Origin of the sequence: Ensifer sp. (genome assembly GCF_031989085.1) — a bacterium.
GTDB lineage: Bacteria > Pseudomonadota > Alphaproteobacteria > Rhizobiales > Rhizobiaceae > Ensifer.
The window spans coordinates 266,396-280,930 of record NZ_DALZXU010000006.1 but is presented as its reverse complement, the minus strand read 5'-3'; the positions used below and the strand labels follow the sequence as shown (position 1 = coordinate 280,930).

The window sequence follows — 14,535 nt, the reverse complement described above, 5'->3', positions numbered from 1 at the left end:
TCAAGCCAGCCTTGAACGCGAACAGCCGCCCGCCGGGATGCTGAAGGACCCCGGCGGGCGGCTGTTCGCCTCGATTGCGTTCAATCAGAACTTGACGCTCAGATTTGCCTTCACACTCTGATCGCTGACGCCGCCGCCGAATTGACCCGTGTAGGTCAGGCCGAGGGTGGCGTCCGGCGCGACAGCGAAATCGAGACCGGCTTCAAGCACCGCCGAGTTTTCGGCAATCGGAACACCGGCAATGACAAACGTGCTTGCCGCAGAGAACCCGTTCGACGACAACGGCAACGTGTCGCCGAAGGCATGCCTCCAGCCGACAGTGCCGCGGGCCGTCGCAAGAACGCCGCCGAGGTCGAAGCTGGACGCAGCGCGCAGACCGAGCGTCGTAAACGTCGTGTCCTGCGAAGCGTCCTTGCCGACGAGAGCGGCCGCGCCACCCCGCTCGGTGAAGCCGTCACGGTTGAGGTGCACGTAGGCAAGGTTTGCAAACGGCTCCAGATCGACCGCGCCGGTCTGGAAGGCATAGGCGAACTCGCCGAAGACCTGGCCGGTGCCGGCACTATAGTCGGCATCGAGCGTGTCCGAGAAGCCCGGGAACGAAACCGTGCGGCTCGTCTCGATATCGTGCCAGCTATAGGCAGCGCCGGTTCTGAGCGATGCATCGCCCCAGCGTCCGCCGGCATAGAGCCCGAGATGATAGTTGTCGGAGGTTGCCGAAGAGAACCGAGCGTCGATGTCCATCGAGGCGCGCGAGTAACCGGCAAGAGCGCCGACGGTCCATTCGTCCACCTGCGTATCGGCACCGACGAAGAAGCCGCCGATGGAGCGGTCTGCCTTGGCGGCATTGCCGTCACCGTCGATGCGTCCCCAGGAGCCGAAGCCCTGCGACCACAGAGCCAGTTCACCGCTGCCGATTGCGCCGGTCGTTTCGCTCGACTGCTTCGCAGCGACCGTGCCGAGCACCGAGCGCAGACGGTCGTTTGCGGCATCGCGCAGGAACCGGCTGTCCTCGATCAGGATCGACTGGAACGAACTGTGCACTTCGCCGGAAAGCAGATCGAAGGCCGTCCGCGCCGCCTCTGGCGTTGCCGCGAAGGCGACAGCGCTGAAGATGGGGTTGGTGAGACCGAGACCCTCGACGGCAGTGCTGGCGGCGATCTGGTTGCGGGTGCGACCGATGCTGGCAAAGGAGACATCGTTGCGGGTCAGCTTGAGCGACAGGTCGTTGCCGTCGCCGCCGCTGTAATCGACGGTCGGATCGAGGAACACCAGGTTGTCGACGATCGAGGCAAAGGTGCCGGTGATCGCACCTGAACTCTGCTTGTCGATGAGGATGAACGGGCCGTTGATCAGCTGCCAGCTAGACGCCGTGTTGGGCGAAAGCAGGAGATCAAGGGTCGCTCCGGAGATATCGACGCCGCCCGACACGATCAGCTTGTCGGTGGCGGTCGGCGAACCTTCGATCTGCAGAACGCCGTTGTTGGTGTAGTTGCCGGCGATCGTCTGCGTGCCGATCGAACTGCCCGGGGCGTGGACGCCACCGGCCTGGATGGTCGTGTTGCCAAGCGTGCCGGTGCCGCCGAGACGCGCTCCGCGCCTGATCGTGGTCAGGCTGGAATTCGCCAGCGAACCATTGACGATCAGATCACCCGACTTGATGTCGGTCGCGCCGGTAAAGCTGTTGACGCCCGTCAGGGTCAATTTGCCCGTGCCGGCCTGGGTCAATGTGCCGTTGCCCGAGACAGTGCCGGCATAGGTGACGTCGTTCGAGCGGTTATAGATCAGCGCACCGTTGTTGGCGATCGAGCCGAGGAAATTGCCCGAACCGCCGATCCAGCCGGTCGTGCCGCCATTACCGAGCTGCAGCGTGCTGCCCGTACCGACGGTCACCGCGACGGATGTGCTGTTGTTGGCTGTCAGCGTCAGCGTGCCCGTGCCGATCTGCGAGAACGAGCCCGGGCCGGTGATCGAACCGCCGTAGTTTGCGTTAGCCGAGCTGTTGAAGACGAGCGCGCCGAAGTTGGTGACACCCGAGGCCAGGCTTCCGCCAGCGCCGCCATCGCCGATCTGCAGCGTGGCGCCGGCAGAGATGCCCGCACCGCCGGTAAAGGTGTTGGCGCCGGTCAGAACCTGCGTGCCAGCCGCGATATTGACGCCGCCGGCGCCAGTGATCGCACCGGAGAACGTACCGGTCGCATTGTTGATCTTCAGATAATTGCTGCCGAGTACCACCTGGCCGGTGCCGGCAAGCGACTTGACATCAGCTGCGGCCGCAGCAGAGACGTCGAAGGTGCCGTTGGCCGTCAGACCGCTCGAGGCGTTGATCCGACCCTGGCCGGACAGGGCCAGCGTGCCGCCCGCCGCGATGCTCGTCGCGCCGGTATAGGTGTTCATGCCCTTCAGCGTCAGCGTGCCGTTGCCGACCTTGTTGAGCCCGGTGCCGGTCCCGCCATTCTGCAGCACCGTCTCGATCGTGGTTGAGACGCCGTTGCCGACATTGATCGTCGCCGCCGTGCCGGTTGCCGGGTTGAAGGCAAGCGCGCCGCCATTGATGGTGTAGCCGCTGCCATCGGTCGTCGCGGAGAATTGCAGCGTGTCGAAGTTCTGCGTGCCGACGACGTTGACGGTGCCGCCAGTGGCGCCGGCAAACACGCCAACCGATCCGCCATAGGTGCCGTTGACGCCGGCATTCAGCGGGTCGCCGGTCCAGTTCGTGACAGCAGACGTCCATGTGCCGGCGCCGCCGTTGACCGTGCCGTCGCCGGTCGTGTCCGCGCCATCCCAGAACTGCATCGTCTGGCCGGTGCCCAGCACCGACAGATTGACCTGCTTGGCGATTGCCGTCTGAACTTGATGGCTTGCAACGGTGAAGCCAGGGGCTGTCGATGTGGCTGTTGCCGTCGCAAAATTGCCGGTGAGCGAACCGTCATATTCGAACAGCCGGTAATAGCCGGCCGAAGCTACCCGAGCGTCCAGCGCACCGCCGAGCGTCAGGTTGCCGCCGACCTTCACCAGATCGTTGTCGGTGCCGCCGACGAGGCCGGGCGTATTCAGTTCGAACACCGATGTGGAGCCGCCATTGAGCGTCAGATCGCCAGCGATCGTCAGCGTGCCAGGGCTGTTGCCGGCCGAGAGCGTGCCATCGACGACGACATCGCCCTTGACCTCGCCCGATCCGCCGAGCGTACCGCCGGTGCCGACATTGACGTTGCCGCCAAGCTGGCCGTTGACGTAGGTCGTACCCGACGTCACCGAGGTTGCGCCACTGAACTGCGAATTGTCGCCCGTCAGCGTCAGCTTGCCCGTACCGGCCTGGGTCAACGTGCCATTGCCCGAGACCACGCCGGCGTAAGTCACGTCGTTCGAACGGTTGTAGACGAGCGCGCCGTTGTTGGCGATCGAGCCAAGGTAACCGACTGTGCCGCCGATCCAACCGGTCGTGCCGCCGTTGCCGAGCTGCAAGGTGCTGCCCGTGCCGATCGTGACCGCAGCGGCCGTGCTGTGGTCTTTCGTCAGCGTCAGCGTGCCGCTGCCTACCTGCGAGAACGCGCCGTCGCCGGTGATCTCGCCGCTATAGGTCAGATTGCCGGCACGATTGAAGACCAGCGCGCCGTGGTTGTTGACATCAGACACGATCGAGCCACCCGCACCGCCGTCGCCGATCTGCAACGTCGCACCGGTATTCGTGACCGCCGTGCCGGTAAAGGTGTTGGCGCCGGAAAGGACCTGGGTACCGCCACTGACAAAAACGCCGCCGGTGCCGTTGATTGCACCCGAGAACGTACCCGTCGCGTTGTTGATGACCAGCGTCTTGCCACCGAGCAGCACCTGGCCGCTACCGGCAAGCGAATTGATGATCGGAGCGCCTGCCGCCGAAACGTCCACGGTGCCGTTGGCCGTCAATCCGCTCGAGGCGCTGACCCGCCCCTGGCCGGAAAGCACCAGCGCGCCCCCCGCCGCGACCGTCGTCGCGCCGGTATGGGTGTTGGCGGCGGTCAGAACCTGTGTGCCGCCCGCGATGTTGACGCCGCCGGCACCGCTGATCACACCCGAGAACGTGCCCGTGGCGTTGTTGATATTAAGCGTGTTGCCGCCGAGCACGACCCGGCCGCCGCCGGTCAGCGACTTGACATTCGCAGCTGTCGCCGCGGAGACGTCGAAGGTGCCGTCACCCGTCACGCCGCTCGAAGTGCCGATGCTGCCCGCGCCGGACAGGGCCAGCGTACCGCCCCCGTTGATCGTCGTCGCGCCGGTATAGGTGTTCACGCCCGTCAGCGTCAGCGTGCCGTTACCGGCCTTTTTTAGCCCGGTGCCGGTGCCGCCATCCTGCAGCACCGAACCGATCGTGGTTGCGATGCCGCTGTCGACATTGATCGTTGCCGCCGTGCCGCTTGCCGGGTTGAAGGCAAGCACGCCGCCATTGAGCGTGTAGCCGGTGCCACCGGTCGTTGCAGAAAACTGCAGCGTATCGAAGCTCTGCGTGCCGACGACGTTGACGGCGCCGCCGTTCGCACCGGCAAACACGCCGACCGATCCACCGAAACGGCCGTTGATATCGGAACGCGTCGCCGGGCCGGTCCAGTTGGTCCCTGTCGAAGACCAGGTGCCAGCGCCGCCGTTGACCGCGCCGTTGCCGGTCGTGTCCGCGCCATCCCAGAAGTGCATCGTCTGGCCGGTGCCGAGCACCGACAGATTGACCTGCTTGGCGATACCCGTCTCGACCTGATGGCTGGCAACCGTGAAGTTCTGCGCCGTCGATGTGGCAGTCGTCGTCGCAAAACTGCCCGTGAGCGAACCGTCATATTCGAACAGCCGGTAAAAACCGGCCTGGGCCACCTGAGCGTTCAGCACGCCGCCGAGCGTCAGGTCGCCGCCGACCTTCACCAGATCGTTGTTGCCCGCACTGCCGACGAGGCCGCGTGCGTTCAACTCGAACACCGATGTGGAGCCGGCATTGAGCGTCAGATCACCGCCAATCGTCAGGGTGCCAGGGCTGTTGCCGGCCGAAAGCGTGCCATTGATGGCGACATCACCGCCGATCCGGCCCGATCCGCCGAGCGTACCGCCGCTGGCGACATTGACGTTGCCGCCAAGCTGGCCGTTGATAAGTGCCGTGCCCCCCGTCACCGACGTTGAGCCTGCAAACAGCGAGTTATTGCCCGTCAGCGTCAGCTTGCCGGTTCCGGCCTGCGTGATCGTGCCGGTGCCCCCGAACGTGCCGGCATGGCTGACATTGTCCGAGCGGTTGTAGACGAGCGTGCCGTTGTTGGTGATCACACCGAGGAAGTTGCCGCTGCCGCCGATCCAGCCGGACGTGCCACCATTACCGAGTTGCAGCGTGCTGCCCGTGCCGATCGTTACCGCGCCAGCCGTGCTGTTGGTCGCAGTCAGCGTCAGCGTGCCGGTGCCGAGCTGCGAGAACGTACCGTTGCCGGTAATCGACCCGCCATAGAGCAAGCTGCTGGAACTGTTGAAGACCACCGCGCCGCTATTGTTGATGTTCCCTACGAGTGAACCGCCCGTACCGCCATTACCGATCTGCAGCGTCGCGCCGTTATTGATCCCTGCCTGACCGCTGAAGGTGTTGGCACCGGTCAGGACCTGGGTGCCGCCACTGACGGAAATGCCGCCGGTGCCGTTGATCGCGCCGGAGAACGTACCGGTCGCATTGGTGATATTCAGCGACTTGCTGCCGAGCTCCACCTGCCCACTGCCGACAAGCGACTTGACCGACGGCGAGACCGCGGCAGAGACATCGAAGATGCCGTCGGCCGTCAAACCACTCGAGGCGTTGATCCTGCCCTGGCCGGAGAGGGCAAGCGTACCGCCCGCCACGATCGATGTTGCACCGGTATAGGTGTTCATTCCACCCAGTGTCAGCGTGCCGCTGCCGGTTTTGATCAGCGACCCGTTGCCTGTAATCGCACTGCTCAGACTACCGTTTGCGCTCTGCTCGATCGTCAGAGTGGCGCCATTGTTGATTGCGATGTTGCCGAAGAGACCGGGGGACGTGGCCAGAAAACGGAATGTGTTGGCGCCACCATCGAAGGTCATGGCATCGGCGCCGCCGTAGCCGTTGATCGAGCCGGAAGCACCCAGGTTCACAATCAGATTGCGTCCGAAGAGGCCCGAACCGCCCACGCCGCCTGTCCCGCCCGTTCCGGCCAGGCCGCCCCGCACAGTACCGTTGACGATCACCGTGCCGCCGTTCAGCGCGCTGATGCCGTGACCGCCGTCGCCTTTGCGCCCCCCGCCGAGGCCGCCGGTGCCGCCACTGCCGCCTGCGCCGCCCGTGACGTCCGAGTTTACTGTCAAGGTGCCGCCACCGATCAGTGCCGCGCCATCGCCGCCATCGCCGCCGCTGCCGCCAAATCCGAAGCCGGGCCCGGTCCCGCCGTCGCCGCCCTGCCCGCCTGTAATGGCCGCTCCCGATATGCTCTCTGAGCCGCCAGCGGCAACGATCCGGCCGTATCCCCCGGCGCCTCCGCCACCGCCGTCACCGTTCGTCGAGGCGCCGCCATTGCCACCACGACCGGCGGCAACGCCAACGCTGCCGTGCGCACCGCCGCCACCACCACCGCCGCCGCCATAATCGACGCCGGCGCCGCTGCCGTTGCCACCCGTCGCACCGTTCGGGCTGCCACCCGTTCCGCCGGCACCGCCGTTGCCGGCAACTCCGCTGCCGTTCTGGCCGCCCGCGCCCCCTGCAGCACCCGGCCCGCCACCGCCACCGCCGTTTCCGGGATTGACTGCGCTGCCGCCAGGCGTGCCCTGCAAATTGCCGTCTACGCTGCCGCCGGCTGCGCCCGCAGGCCCACCACCGTTGCCACCCTTGCCTCCCGCATGCGCCAGCGGTACCGCCGTGGCCATACCAAGGGCAAGACCCGAGGCCGCGAACAACCAGAGAGCGGTGCTGCTCATCAGCGAGCGCCGGCTACGGGCAGCAGGCCGACGCGATGGCGGCCGCCGCTCGTTACGCTCTTCCCGTTCAAGCCCGCTTTCCAAGCCCTGATTCTTACAATTGATCTTTTTCAAAGGCTTGCCCCTCCGCCGTCGTCTGAAAATGTCCCAGGAAGCTCGCTTACATGGCAACCCTGAAGCAGCAACGCCTTATCGACGAAACAACCTACGGGTTCGACGAAGCGACAAAGTGCGCCGTTGAGCTCTGTGGAAAATCTCAGATGCCGAGCCGGCTGCGCAATTCCTGCCTGTAGGGGCGGGACACGATCCAGAGTTCGTCGAATCTGCGCAGGCGCACGGCCCAGGCCTGCTTTGTCGGACCGGCATGACGGTCGAGCTCGGTCACGTGCGCGATGTTGACCACCGCGGTACGGTGGATCCGCAGGAAGTTCGACTTCGGCAGCAGGCCAATCCAGAATGAAAGCGGGCGGAGATCCAGGACGGCAGCTTCATCCTTCAGCCAGATCTGGGTGTAATCCTTGGCCGAACGAAGTCCGACGATCGCAGACAGCGGCACGCCGCGGGTGCGCCCCGGCATATGCAGATGGACGAGGGGATCAGGCCCGATGGAGGACGTCGCGGCAGCGCCGTCCCGTTCGCTTGGGGTCGTCGCCCGCCCGTAGCGGGCGATCCCGATCAGCCTTGCGCAGCGCGCAAGCTGGTGAACCTCTTGGATCGTCCACCGGCGCATCGCCCGGGTCGCATCGAAGCCGATGCAGCCGCGCAACGTGCCCGCGTGAAAGACAGGGACGCAGAGAACGCTCTTGTCGTTCTGTCGAAGCATTTCGGCCTGAAGCGCGCGCGCCGGGCGCGGCAGCCGGGCGACATCGTTGATCATGACCGCCTTTCCGACGATCAGCCACTGGTGCAGCCAGCCGACCATCGTCACCGGTGTCTGCTGCAAGTCGTTGACATGGGATGTCGCATCACCCCGCACCCATTCCTGGGTGTTGCGGAAGCGCAGGAGGTCGTCGCAATATTCGAACATCCACGCGCGATCGGCGCCGGCAAGCATGCCGGTCTCTTCCAGGATCGCGGCGATCGCAAGCTTGGCCGGCAGGCCGATGAGGTGCGTTGCAGCCAGATAGGCCCAATCGAGCGCGGGCTCCCCCGCCGTTGGCAAGGCCCAGTCGGTGATCGGGATCAGTTCGTAGGGTGGCAGGCTGGTGGAATGGTCGGATGGGTGCAATTGCTCATTCATGGCGATCAATACGGAAACTGGGAAAAGGAAATTGCCGTGTAAATTTTTGGGCTTCCCGGAAATGCCCGGCGGTAAAAAGTGGCAGCAACGCCCGGAGTTCGCCGAAGGGTGGCGTTGGGCAAAATTCGAGAAAAACAATTGCGCTTGCGGTGCGATGGCCCCCCTCCATCGTCATGTGCCGGCATTTTTCGCCGCTGGCATCCGCGTGCGAGTACCAATTGAATTTATGCGCAAAAAAATGCAAGAGCGATCCGCATAATTTTGCAACCCATTTCTGGGCGGGTTCTGGGGCAAGTTTCCGCTCGACCTCTCGCCGCAGGCACCTATTGCTGACGGTTCAGGCGAGCGGTCAACGACGCTATCTGCGGCTGACGCGGCCCGGGAGCGCATCGTTGTGGCGGTCAATGACGCCCTCTCCCACGAGGGACATGGGCCGTCCCGATATGGCTGGCCTGTACGGCTCCAGGTCTATGGCAGCCGCTCCAACCGTCGGCGACGAGGGGCGCAAGCTGGACCCTGGCCGGCAATGCTGGCATCGTCCCTCGATGCGCAATCGCACCCCAAGGGGTAGCGACCATTCCAGAGGAGTTGCCGTGGAAGCCGGACATGACACAAGCGAGCTCGAAATGGTCGTCCTGATGACGCCCGACATGGCCAACTTCAGCGGCAAGGTCCACGGCGGCGCCCTGCTCAACCTTCTCGACCGCGTCGCATTTTCCTGTGCCTCGCGTTACTCGCAGCAATATGCGGTGACGCTATCGGTGGACCAGGTTGTCTTTCGCCAGCCGATCCATGTCGGCGAACTCGTGACCTTTCGCGCCTCTATCAACCATGCAGGCCGCACGTCGATGGAGGTCGGGATCCGCGTCGAGGCTGAGAACATCCGTACGGGCGAGCGCCGGCACACCAACTCCTGTTATTTCACGATGGTCGCCGTTGATGCCGAAGCGCGCCCGACCGCGGTTCCCCCCTACAATCCGACAACCGATGTCAGACTGCGCCGCCAGCGCGCGGCCGAGATCCGCAAAAGCCTGCGGCGCGAGTTCGAAGCGCGCTTCCAGGCGGCAAGCTCGGCACCGGAAACCTGACGAGCGCCGCTTGACTGTCCGCCGCGTCAAGCTCTGACTTTGCTTCAGGGCCAGTCACTTTTTGCAACAGGCCGCGGCAAAACACGCTCCGGGGTTTGGGACGGCGGCCCGATAGTGTATCTTCCGACCGTCGGAACGACAGGCCAAGCCGGCGGCTTTTCTGATGCGCATTGCCTCATGGATTGCCGCCGCCTGACTGACCAAACTGCCGAAACCGAGTGAGGAGATGGGGCTCCATCCGCGTTACCCAGCCCATGTCCATGTGCCGTGAGCATGCCACAGCGTTCCAGAGACAGAGTGACGCGTTCTCGATGTCATCGCGCCGCGTTCAGTATCTGGCGTCATTATCGTGACCACGCCAAGCACCTATCACGCCTGCAGCCGGGGAAACCAACACTGCCGTTGCGGGCCCAGGATATCGGAGATCGACATGTCCACATCCGAGACGGGAAAGCAATTTACCGAAGGCGTCGCCAATGGCGAAGTTCGATACGATCTGGAAGATTTCATCCGCGCATCGGGCATTCCGCCGCTCGATGCCTACGAGATGTTTACGAAATACGGCCCCTACAAGTCGGACCTCGATCCCCTGATCAGGGCCCGGTCCGAACAACATATGGATCTGATGAAGTAGGGCGTCCTGCCCTGCCGGTCGGTCGTACCATCGGGCGGAGCGGTCGCTCCGCTCGATGTCAGTCTTGCGAGTAACGCTGCTCAAGCCAGGGGTCGCCGCGCATATGGTAGCCATTCCGCTCCCAGAATCCAGCTTCGTCGCCGGCGCGAAACTCGATGCGTGTCAGCCACTTGGCGCTCTTCCAGAAATAGAGATGCGGCACGACGAGGCGCATCGGTCCGCCATGGGTGCGGCTGATCGGCTGGCCTTCCCAATCGGTCGCAAGCAGCGCGTGTTCCGAGGCGAAGTCGGCGAGCGGCAGATTGGTCGTGTACCCGTCGTAACTCGTCAGAAGGACGTGGGTCGCTTCCGGCGTGGGCATGACCTGATCGAGCAGGTCGTGCGTCGAGACGCCCTGCCAGCGGTTGTCGTAGCGCGACCAGGTGGTGACGCAGTGAATATCGGAAAGGCTGTCGCTTTGCGGCAGAGCCTTGAACATCGCCCAATCGAGCGACAGGGGCTGTTCGACAAGGCCGGTTACATCCAGGCGCCAGCGCTCGAGCCCGATTGCCGGCTGCTGTCCGAGATCCAGCACCGGCCAATCCCGAACGAGGTGCTGCCCCGGCGGCAGGCGCTCGTCCTGCGGCCGGGCGACCCGCCCGGTCAGGAATTTTCCCGCTGCCGCCCAACGCCGTTTCGTCGTCGTCAGCTTCGTTTCCGTTGGGCGCTCGTCTTCGGGCATGGTCTGCTCTCCGGCTTTCCCCGATTAGATGATCCGTTGCGGTTTCCGTCAAGCACCGATGCCGGCGCTGGCGTCAGCGCAGCACGATCCGCAATGCCGCCTGCGTCTCCTTGAGAAGCGGCAGGTAGCGTTCGAGCATTTCGCCCGCGGATACATGGGCGGCCGGTGCGCCGATGTTGAGCGCGGCGACCATCTGGTTGCGGTCGTTGAGAAGCGGGACGGCGATCGAGCAGAGGCCGATTTCCAGTTCCTGGTCGATGATCGCATAGCCCTGTTCGCGCACACGGGTGATCTCGGCCATCAACACCTGCGCATCGGTTTTCGTATGAGGCGTGTTCGCCTTGAGGTCGGAGCGGGCGAGCACATCCCGTGCTTGGGATTCAGGCAGGGCGGCGAGCCATACACGCCCCATCGAGGCGCAGTAGGCAGGAAGCCTCGAACCCGGCATCAGGCTGATCGACATCACCCGCCTTTGCGAGGCGCGCGCGATGTAGACGATCTCCGTGCCGTCGAGAACCGATGCAGAGGCGCTCTGCCCGGCCCGTTCGGAAAGCTGGTCGAGATAGGGCTGGACGATTGCCGGCAGCGGCGTTGCCGAGAGATAGGCATGGCCGAGCCGGAGCACCTTGGGCGTCAGCGAGAAGAATTTGCCGTCGTAGTCGGCATAACCGAGTTGCGAAAGCGTCAACAGCGAACGGCGCACCGTCGCCCGGTCGAGGCCGGTGATGTTGGCCGCCTCGGTGATCGTCAGCTTCTGTTGCGTTTCGCCAAAGGCCTCGATGACGGTCAGGCCGCGGGCAAAGCCGCTGACGAAGTCGGTTTCTCGCATCGTTCACCCTCGATTGAGCAGGCATCAATCTGTGCGATATACGAACAAATGTCAAATATCGCACAAACTGTTTGACCCCGCCGATTTTTGAGAGCCTATTTCAGGCAGCGGCAGGCAACGAGAACCACCGATTGCCCCGGACGAGTGGGGCTGTGGATCCCTGAGACGAAGCCCCTCCCCCCGCACACAATCAAGCGCCCGCCTGACTGGCGGCAACACGCGCGACGGAAAAGAGAGGAAACATGGCGAAGATCGTGCCACTTGCCGAAGCGATCGGCGACAACGTCAGGGATGGTGACACCGTCGCCATGGAAGGGTTCACTCATCTGATCCCCTATGCCGCCGGGCATGAAGTGATCCGCCAGGGTCGCAAGGATCTGTTTCTCGTGCGCATGACGCCGGATATTCTCTACGACCAGCTGATCGGCGTCGGCGCCGCACGCGGCATGAAATTTTCCTGGGGCGGCAATCCGGGCGTCGGCTCGCTGCACCGCTTCCGCGACGCGGTCGAGAACCAGTGGCCACGGCCGTTGGAGATCGAGGAGCATTCGCATGCGGCCATGGCCAACGCCTATGAGGCCGGCGCCGCCAACCTGCCGTTTGCGATGCTGCGCGGTTATATCGGCGCCGATCTGCCGAAGGTGAACCCCAACATCAAGTCCGTGACCTGCCCGTTCACGTCGGAGGTGCTCGCCGCCGTTCCGGCGATCCGGCCCGACGTGACCATCATCCATGCCCAGCGCGCCGACAGGAAGGGCAACGTTCTGCTCGAAGGCATCGTCGGAGTGCAGAAGGAGGCCGTGCTTGCGGCCAAGCGTTCGATCGTCACGGTCGAGGAAATCGTCGACGAGCTGGCACCGCCATCGCCCAATTCGGCCGTCCTGCCGAGCTGGGCGGTTACCGCCGTCAGCCATGTGCCGGGCGGCGCATTCCCATCCTACGCCCATGGCTACTATCCGCGCTCGAACGCCTTCTATATCGGCTGGGACGACATCGCCCGCGACCGCGACAGCTTCACCGCCTGGATCAAGGAAAACGTGCTCGACGCCGGGCCTGAGGATTTTGCACGACATGCCGGCAAGACGCCGTCGAAAGCTGCTTGAGGAGGCGATGATGACGGACTTCACCCCGACCGAAATGATGACCATTGCCGCATCGCGCGAACTTTCCAACGACGACGTCTGCTTTGTCGGCATCGGCGCGCCGTCGGCCGCCTGCAACGTGGCGCGACTGACCCACGCACCCGACATCACCCTGATCTACGAAAGTGGAACCGTCGGCACCAAGCCGGACGTGCTGCCGCTGTCGATCGGCGACGGCGAGCTTTGCGATACCGCTCTCTTCACCGTCTCGGTGCCGGAAATGTTTCGCTACTGGCTGCAGGGCGGCCGCATCACCACCGGGTTTCTCGGCGGGGCGCAGATCGACAGGTTCGCCAATCTCAATACCACGGTCGTCGGGCCCTATGATCACCCGAAGGTCCGGCTTCCCGGCGGCGGCGGCGCGCCGGAAATCGCCTCCAATTGCGGCCGCATTTTCATCACCATGGCGCTTTCCAAGCGCGGCTTCGTCGAAAAGCTGCCGTTCATCACCTCGATGGGCCATGGCGAAGGCGGCGATCATCGCGAACGGCTCGGCATGAAGACCAAGGGGCCGACGCGCGTTATCACCGATCTCTGTATCCTCGAGCCCGATGCGGTGAGCAGGGAACTGACCGTCGTGTCGATCCATCATGGCGTGACGCGCGAGCAGATCGTCGAAAATTGCGGCTGGCCAATCAAGTTTGCCAGCCGGGTGATCGAGACGCCGGTGCCGAGCGAGGTGGAGCTTGCAACGCTTCGCGACATCAATGCACGCACCAGGAAGGCCCATCAGGCCAGCCGGGAGGCCGCATAAATGGCCGAGGCCTATATCTGCGACTACATCCGCACGCCGATCGGGCGCTTCGGCGGCGCGCTGTCGTCCGTGAGGGCAGACGACCTCGGCGCGATCCCGCTAAAGGCGCTGATCGAACGCAACCGATCGATTGATTGGGAGGCGGTCGACGACGTGATTTTCGGCTGCGCCAACCAGGCCGGCGAAGACAACCGCAACGTCGCACGCATGTCGCTGCTGCTCGCAGGACTACCGGCGAGCGTCACCGGCACCACGATCAACCGCCTGTGCGGCTCGGGCATGGACGCGGTGATCGCGGCGGCGCGCGCCATCAAGGCGGGCGAAGCAGAGCTGATGATAGCAGGTGGCGTCGAGAGCATGTCGCGCGCGCCCTTCGTGATGCCAAAGGCAGAAAGCGCCTTTTCGCGCAATGCCGAGATCCATGACACCACCATCGGCTGGCGCTTCATCAACCCGCTGATGAAGAAGCAATACGGCGTCGATTCCATGCCTGAGACCGGCGAAAACGTCGCCGAGGACTTCAAGGTAAGCAGGCAGGATCAGGACGAATTTGCGCTGCGCAGCCAGGCGAAGGCGGCGGCAGCGCAGGCGAGCGGCCGGCTGGCCAAGGAGATCGTCGCCGTCACCATCCCGCAGCGCAAGGGCGATGCCATCGTTGTCGAACGGGACGAACATCCGCGCGCAACGACGATAGAGGCGCTTGCCAAGCTCGGCACGCCCTTCCGCAAGGAAGGCGGCACGGTGACGGCCGGCAATGCCTCCGGCGTCAATGATGGTGCCGCAGCCTTGGTCATCGCTTCGGAGGCGGCGGTAAAGACATACGGCCTGCGGCCGATTGCAAGGATCCTTGGCGGAGCGACCGCTGGTGTCGCCCCGCGCATCATGGGTTTTGGGCCGGCACCCGCCTCGAAGAAACTGATGGCGCGGCTGGGCCTCAGGCAGGAAGAATTCGATGTGATCGAACTCAACGAGGCCTTTGCCTCGCAAGGGCTGGCTACACTGCGCGATCTCGGCATCGCCGATGACGACGGGCGCGTCAACCGCAATGGCGGCGCCATCGCGCTCGGCCATCCGCTCGGCATGTCCGGCGCCCGGATCACCGGGACGGCAGCGCTGGAGCTTGCCGAAACCGGCGGACGCTACAGCCTTTCGACGATGTGCATCGGCGTCGGCCAAGGCATCGCCGTCGCGCTGGAGCGCGTCTAG

At 64.4% G+C, this 14,535-nt stretch carries 10 protein-coding genes; 6 read left to right on the top strand and 4 right to left on the bottom strand.

Features of this window, described 5'->3' with window-relative positions; genetic code table 11:
* Window positions 1-84: 84 nt before the first annotated feature.
* The gene (locus RTP54_RS23295) at window positions 85-6,921 is read right to left on the bottom strand and encodes an autotransporter domain-containing protein (RefSeq protein WP_312365952.1); all 6,837 of its coding nucleotides are present in this window, start codon (window positions 6,919-6,921) and stop codon (window positions 85-87) included.
* Window positions 6,922-7,177: 256 nt separating this feature from the next.
* Complete coding sequence (locus RTP54_RS23290) at window positions 7,178-8,161, bottom strand: GAF domain-containing DNA-binding protein (protein WP_312365951.1); 984 nt, start codon at window positions 8,159-8,161, stop codon at window positions 7,178-7,180.
* On the opposite strand from RTP54_RS23290, the gene RTP54_RS23285 reads away from it, so the two are divergent.
* The 3 genes from RTP54_RS23285 to RTP54_RS23275 all read left to right on the top strand — a co-directional run bounded on the left by RTP54_RS23285 (window position 8,160) and on the right by RTP54_RS23275 (window position 9,883).
* Entirely contained in the window at window positions 8,160-8,420 is a 261-nt protein-coding gene (locus RTP54_RS23285) for a hypothetical protein (RefSeq protein ID WP_312365950.1), read from the top strand. The genes RTP54_RS23290 and RTP54_RS23285 overlap by 2 nt on opposite strands.
* 367 nt (window positions 8,421-8,787) lie before the next feature.
* On the top strand, window positions 8,788-9,249 hold the full coding sequence (locus tag RTP54_RS23280) for an acyl-CoA thioesterase (RefSeq protein WP_162703664.1): 462 nt from the start codon (window positions 8,788-8,790) through the stop codon (window positions 9,247-9,249).
* Window positions 9,250-9,679: 430 nt separating this feature from the next.
* Complete coding sequence (locus tag RTP54_RS23275) at window positions 9,680-9,883, top strand: hypothetical protein (protein ID WP_112811274.1); 204 nt, start codon at window positions 9,680-9,682, stop codon at window positions 9,881-9,883.
* Between the two features lie 58 nt (window positions 9,884-9,941).
* Here RTP54_RS23275 and RTP54_RS23270 read toward each other — a convergent pair whose 3' ends face one another.
* A complete protein-coding gene (locus RTP54_RS23270; protein ID WP_312365949.1) occupies window positions 9,942-10,604 on the bottom strand; it encodes a sulfite oxidase-like oxidoreductase in 663 nt (220 codons plus the stop codon).
* Window positions 10,605-10,677: 73 nt separating this feature from the next.
* Window positions 10,678-11,433, bottom strand: a complete 756-nt coding sequence (locus RTP54_RS23265; RefSeq protein ID WP_312365948.1) for an IclR family transcriptional regulator — start codon at window positions 11,431-11,433, stop codon at window positions 10,678-10,680.
* A gap of 242 nt (window positions 11,434-11,675) precedes the next feature.
* On the opposite strand from RTP54_RS23265, the gene RTP54_RS23260 reads away from it, so the two are divergent.
* The 3 genes from RTP54_RS23260 to pcaF are packed head-to-tail and all read left to right on the top strand — an operon-like array spanning window position 11,676 to window position 14,535.
* Entirely contained in the window at window positions 11,676-12,536 is an 861-nt protein-coding gene (locus RTP54_RS23260; RefSeq protein ID WP_312365947.1) for a CoA transferase subunit A, read from the top strand.
* Window positions 12,537-12,546: 10 nt separating this feature from the next.
* Window positions 12,547-13,329, top strand: coding sequence for a CoA-transferase subunit beta (locus RTP54_RS23255; RefSeq protein ID WP_312365946.1), 783 nt, complete (start codon window positions 12,547-12,549; stop codon window positions 13,327-13,329).
* Window positions 13,330-14,535: a 3-oxoadipyl-CoA thiolase gene (gene pcaF / locus RTP54_RS23250; protein ID WP_112811270.1), complete on the top strand. Its 1,206-nt coding sequence runs from the start codon at window positions 13,330-13,332 to the stop codon at window positions 14,533-14,535.

Coding starts and splice junctions, on each gene's coding strand:
- RTP54_RS23275 (WP_112811274.1), top strand. CDS start 9,680: ATGTCCACATCCGAGACGGGAAAGCAATTTACCGAAGGCGTCGCCAAT.
- RTP54_RS23280 (WP_162703664.1), top strand. CDS start 8,788: ATGGTCGTCCTGATGACGCCCGACATGGCCAACTTCAGCGGCAAGGTC.
- RTP54_RS23295 (WP_312365952.1), bottom strand. CDS start 6,921: ATGAGCAGCACCGCTCTCTGGTTGTTCGCGGCCTCGGGTCTTGCCCTT.
- RTP54_RS23255 (WP_312365946.1), top strand. CDS start 12,547: ATGACGGACTTCACCCCGACCGAAATGATGACCATTGCCGCATCGCGC.
- pcaF (WP_112811270.1), top strand. CDS start 13,330: ATGGCCGAGGCCTATATCTGCGACTACATCCGCACGCCGATCGGGCGC.
- RTP54_RS23290 (WP_312365951.1), bottom strand. CDS start 8,161: ATGAATGAGCAATTGCACCCATCCGACCATTCCACCAGCCTGCCACCC.
- RTP54_RS23265 (WP_312365948.1), bottom strand. CDS start 11,433: ATGCGAGAAACCGACTTCGTCAGCGGCTTTGCCCGCGGCCTGACCGTC.
- RTP54_RS23270 (WP_312365949.1), bottom strand. CDS start 10,604: ATGCCCGAAGACGAGCGCCCAACGGAAACGAAGCTGACGACGACGAAA.
- RTP54_RS23260 (WP_312365947.1), top strand. CDS start 11,676: ATGGCGAAGATCGTGCCACTTGCCGAAGCGATCGGCGACAACGTCAGG.
- RTP54_RS23285 (WP_312365950.1), top strand. CDS start 8,160: ATGGCGATCAATACGGAAACTGGGAAAAGGAAATTGCCGTGTAAATTT.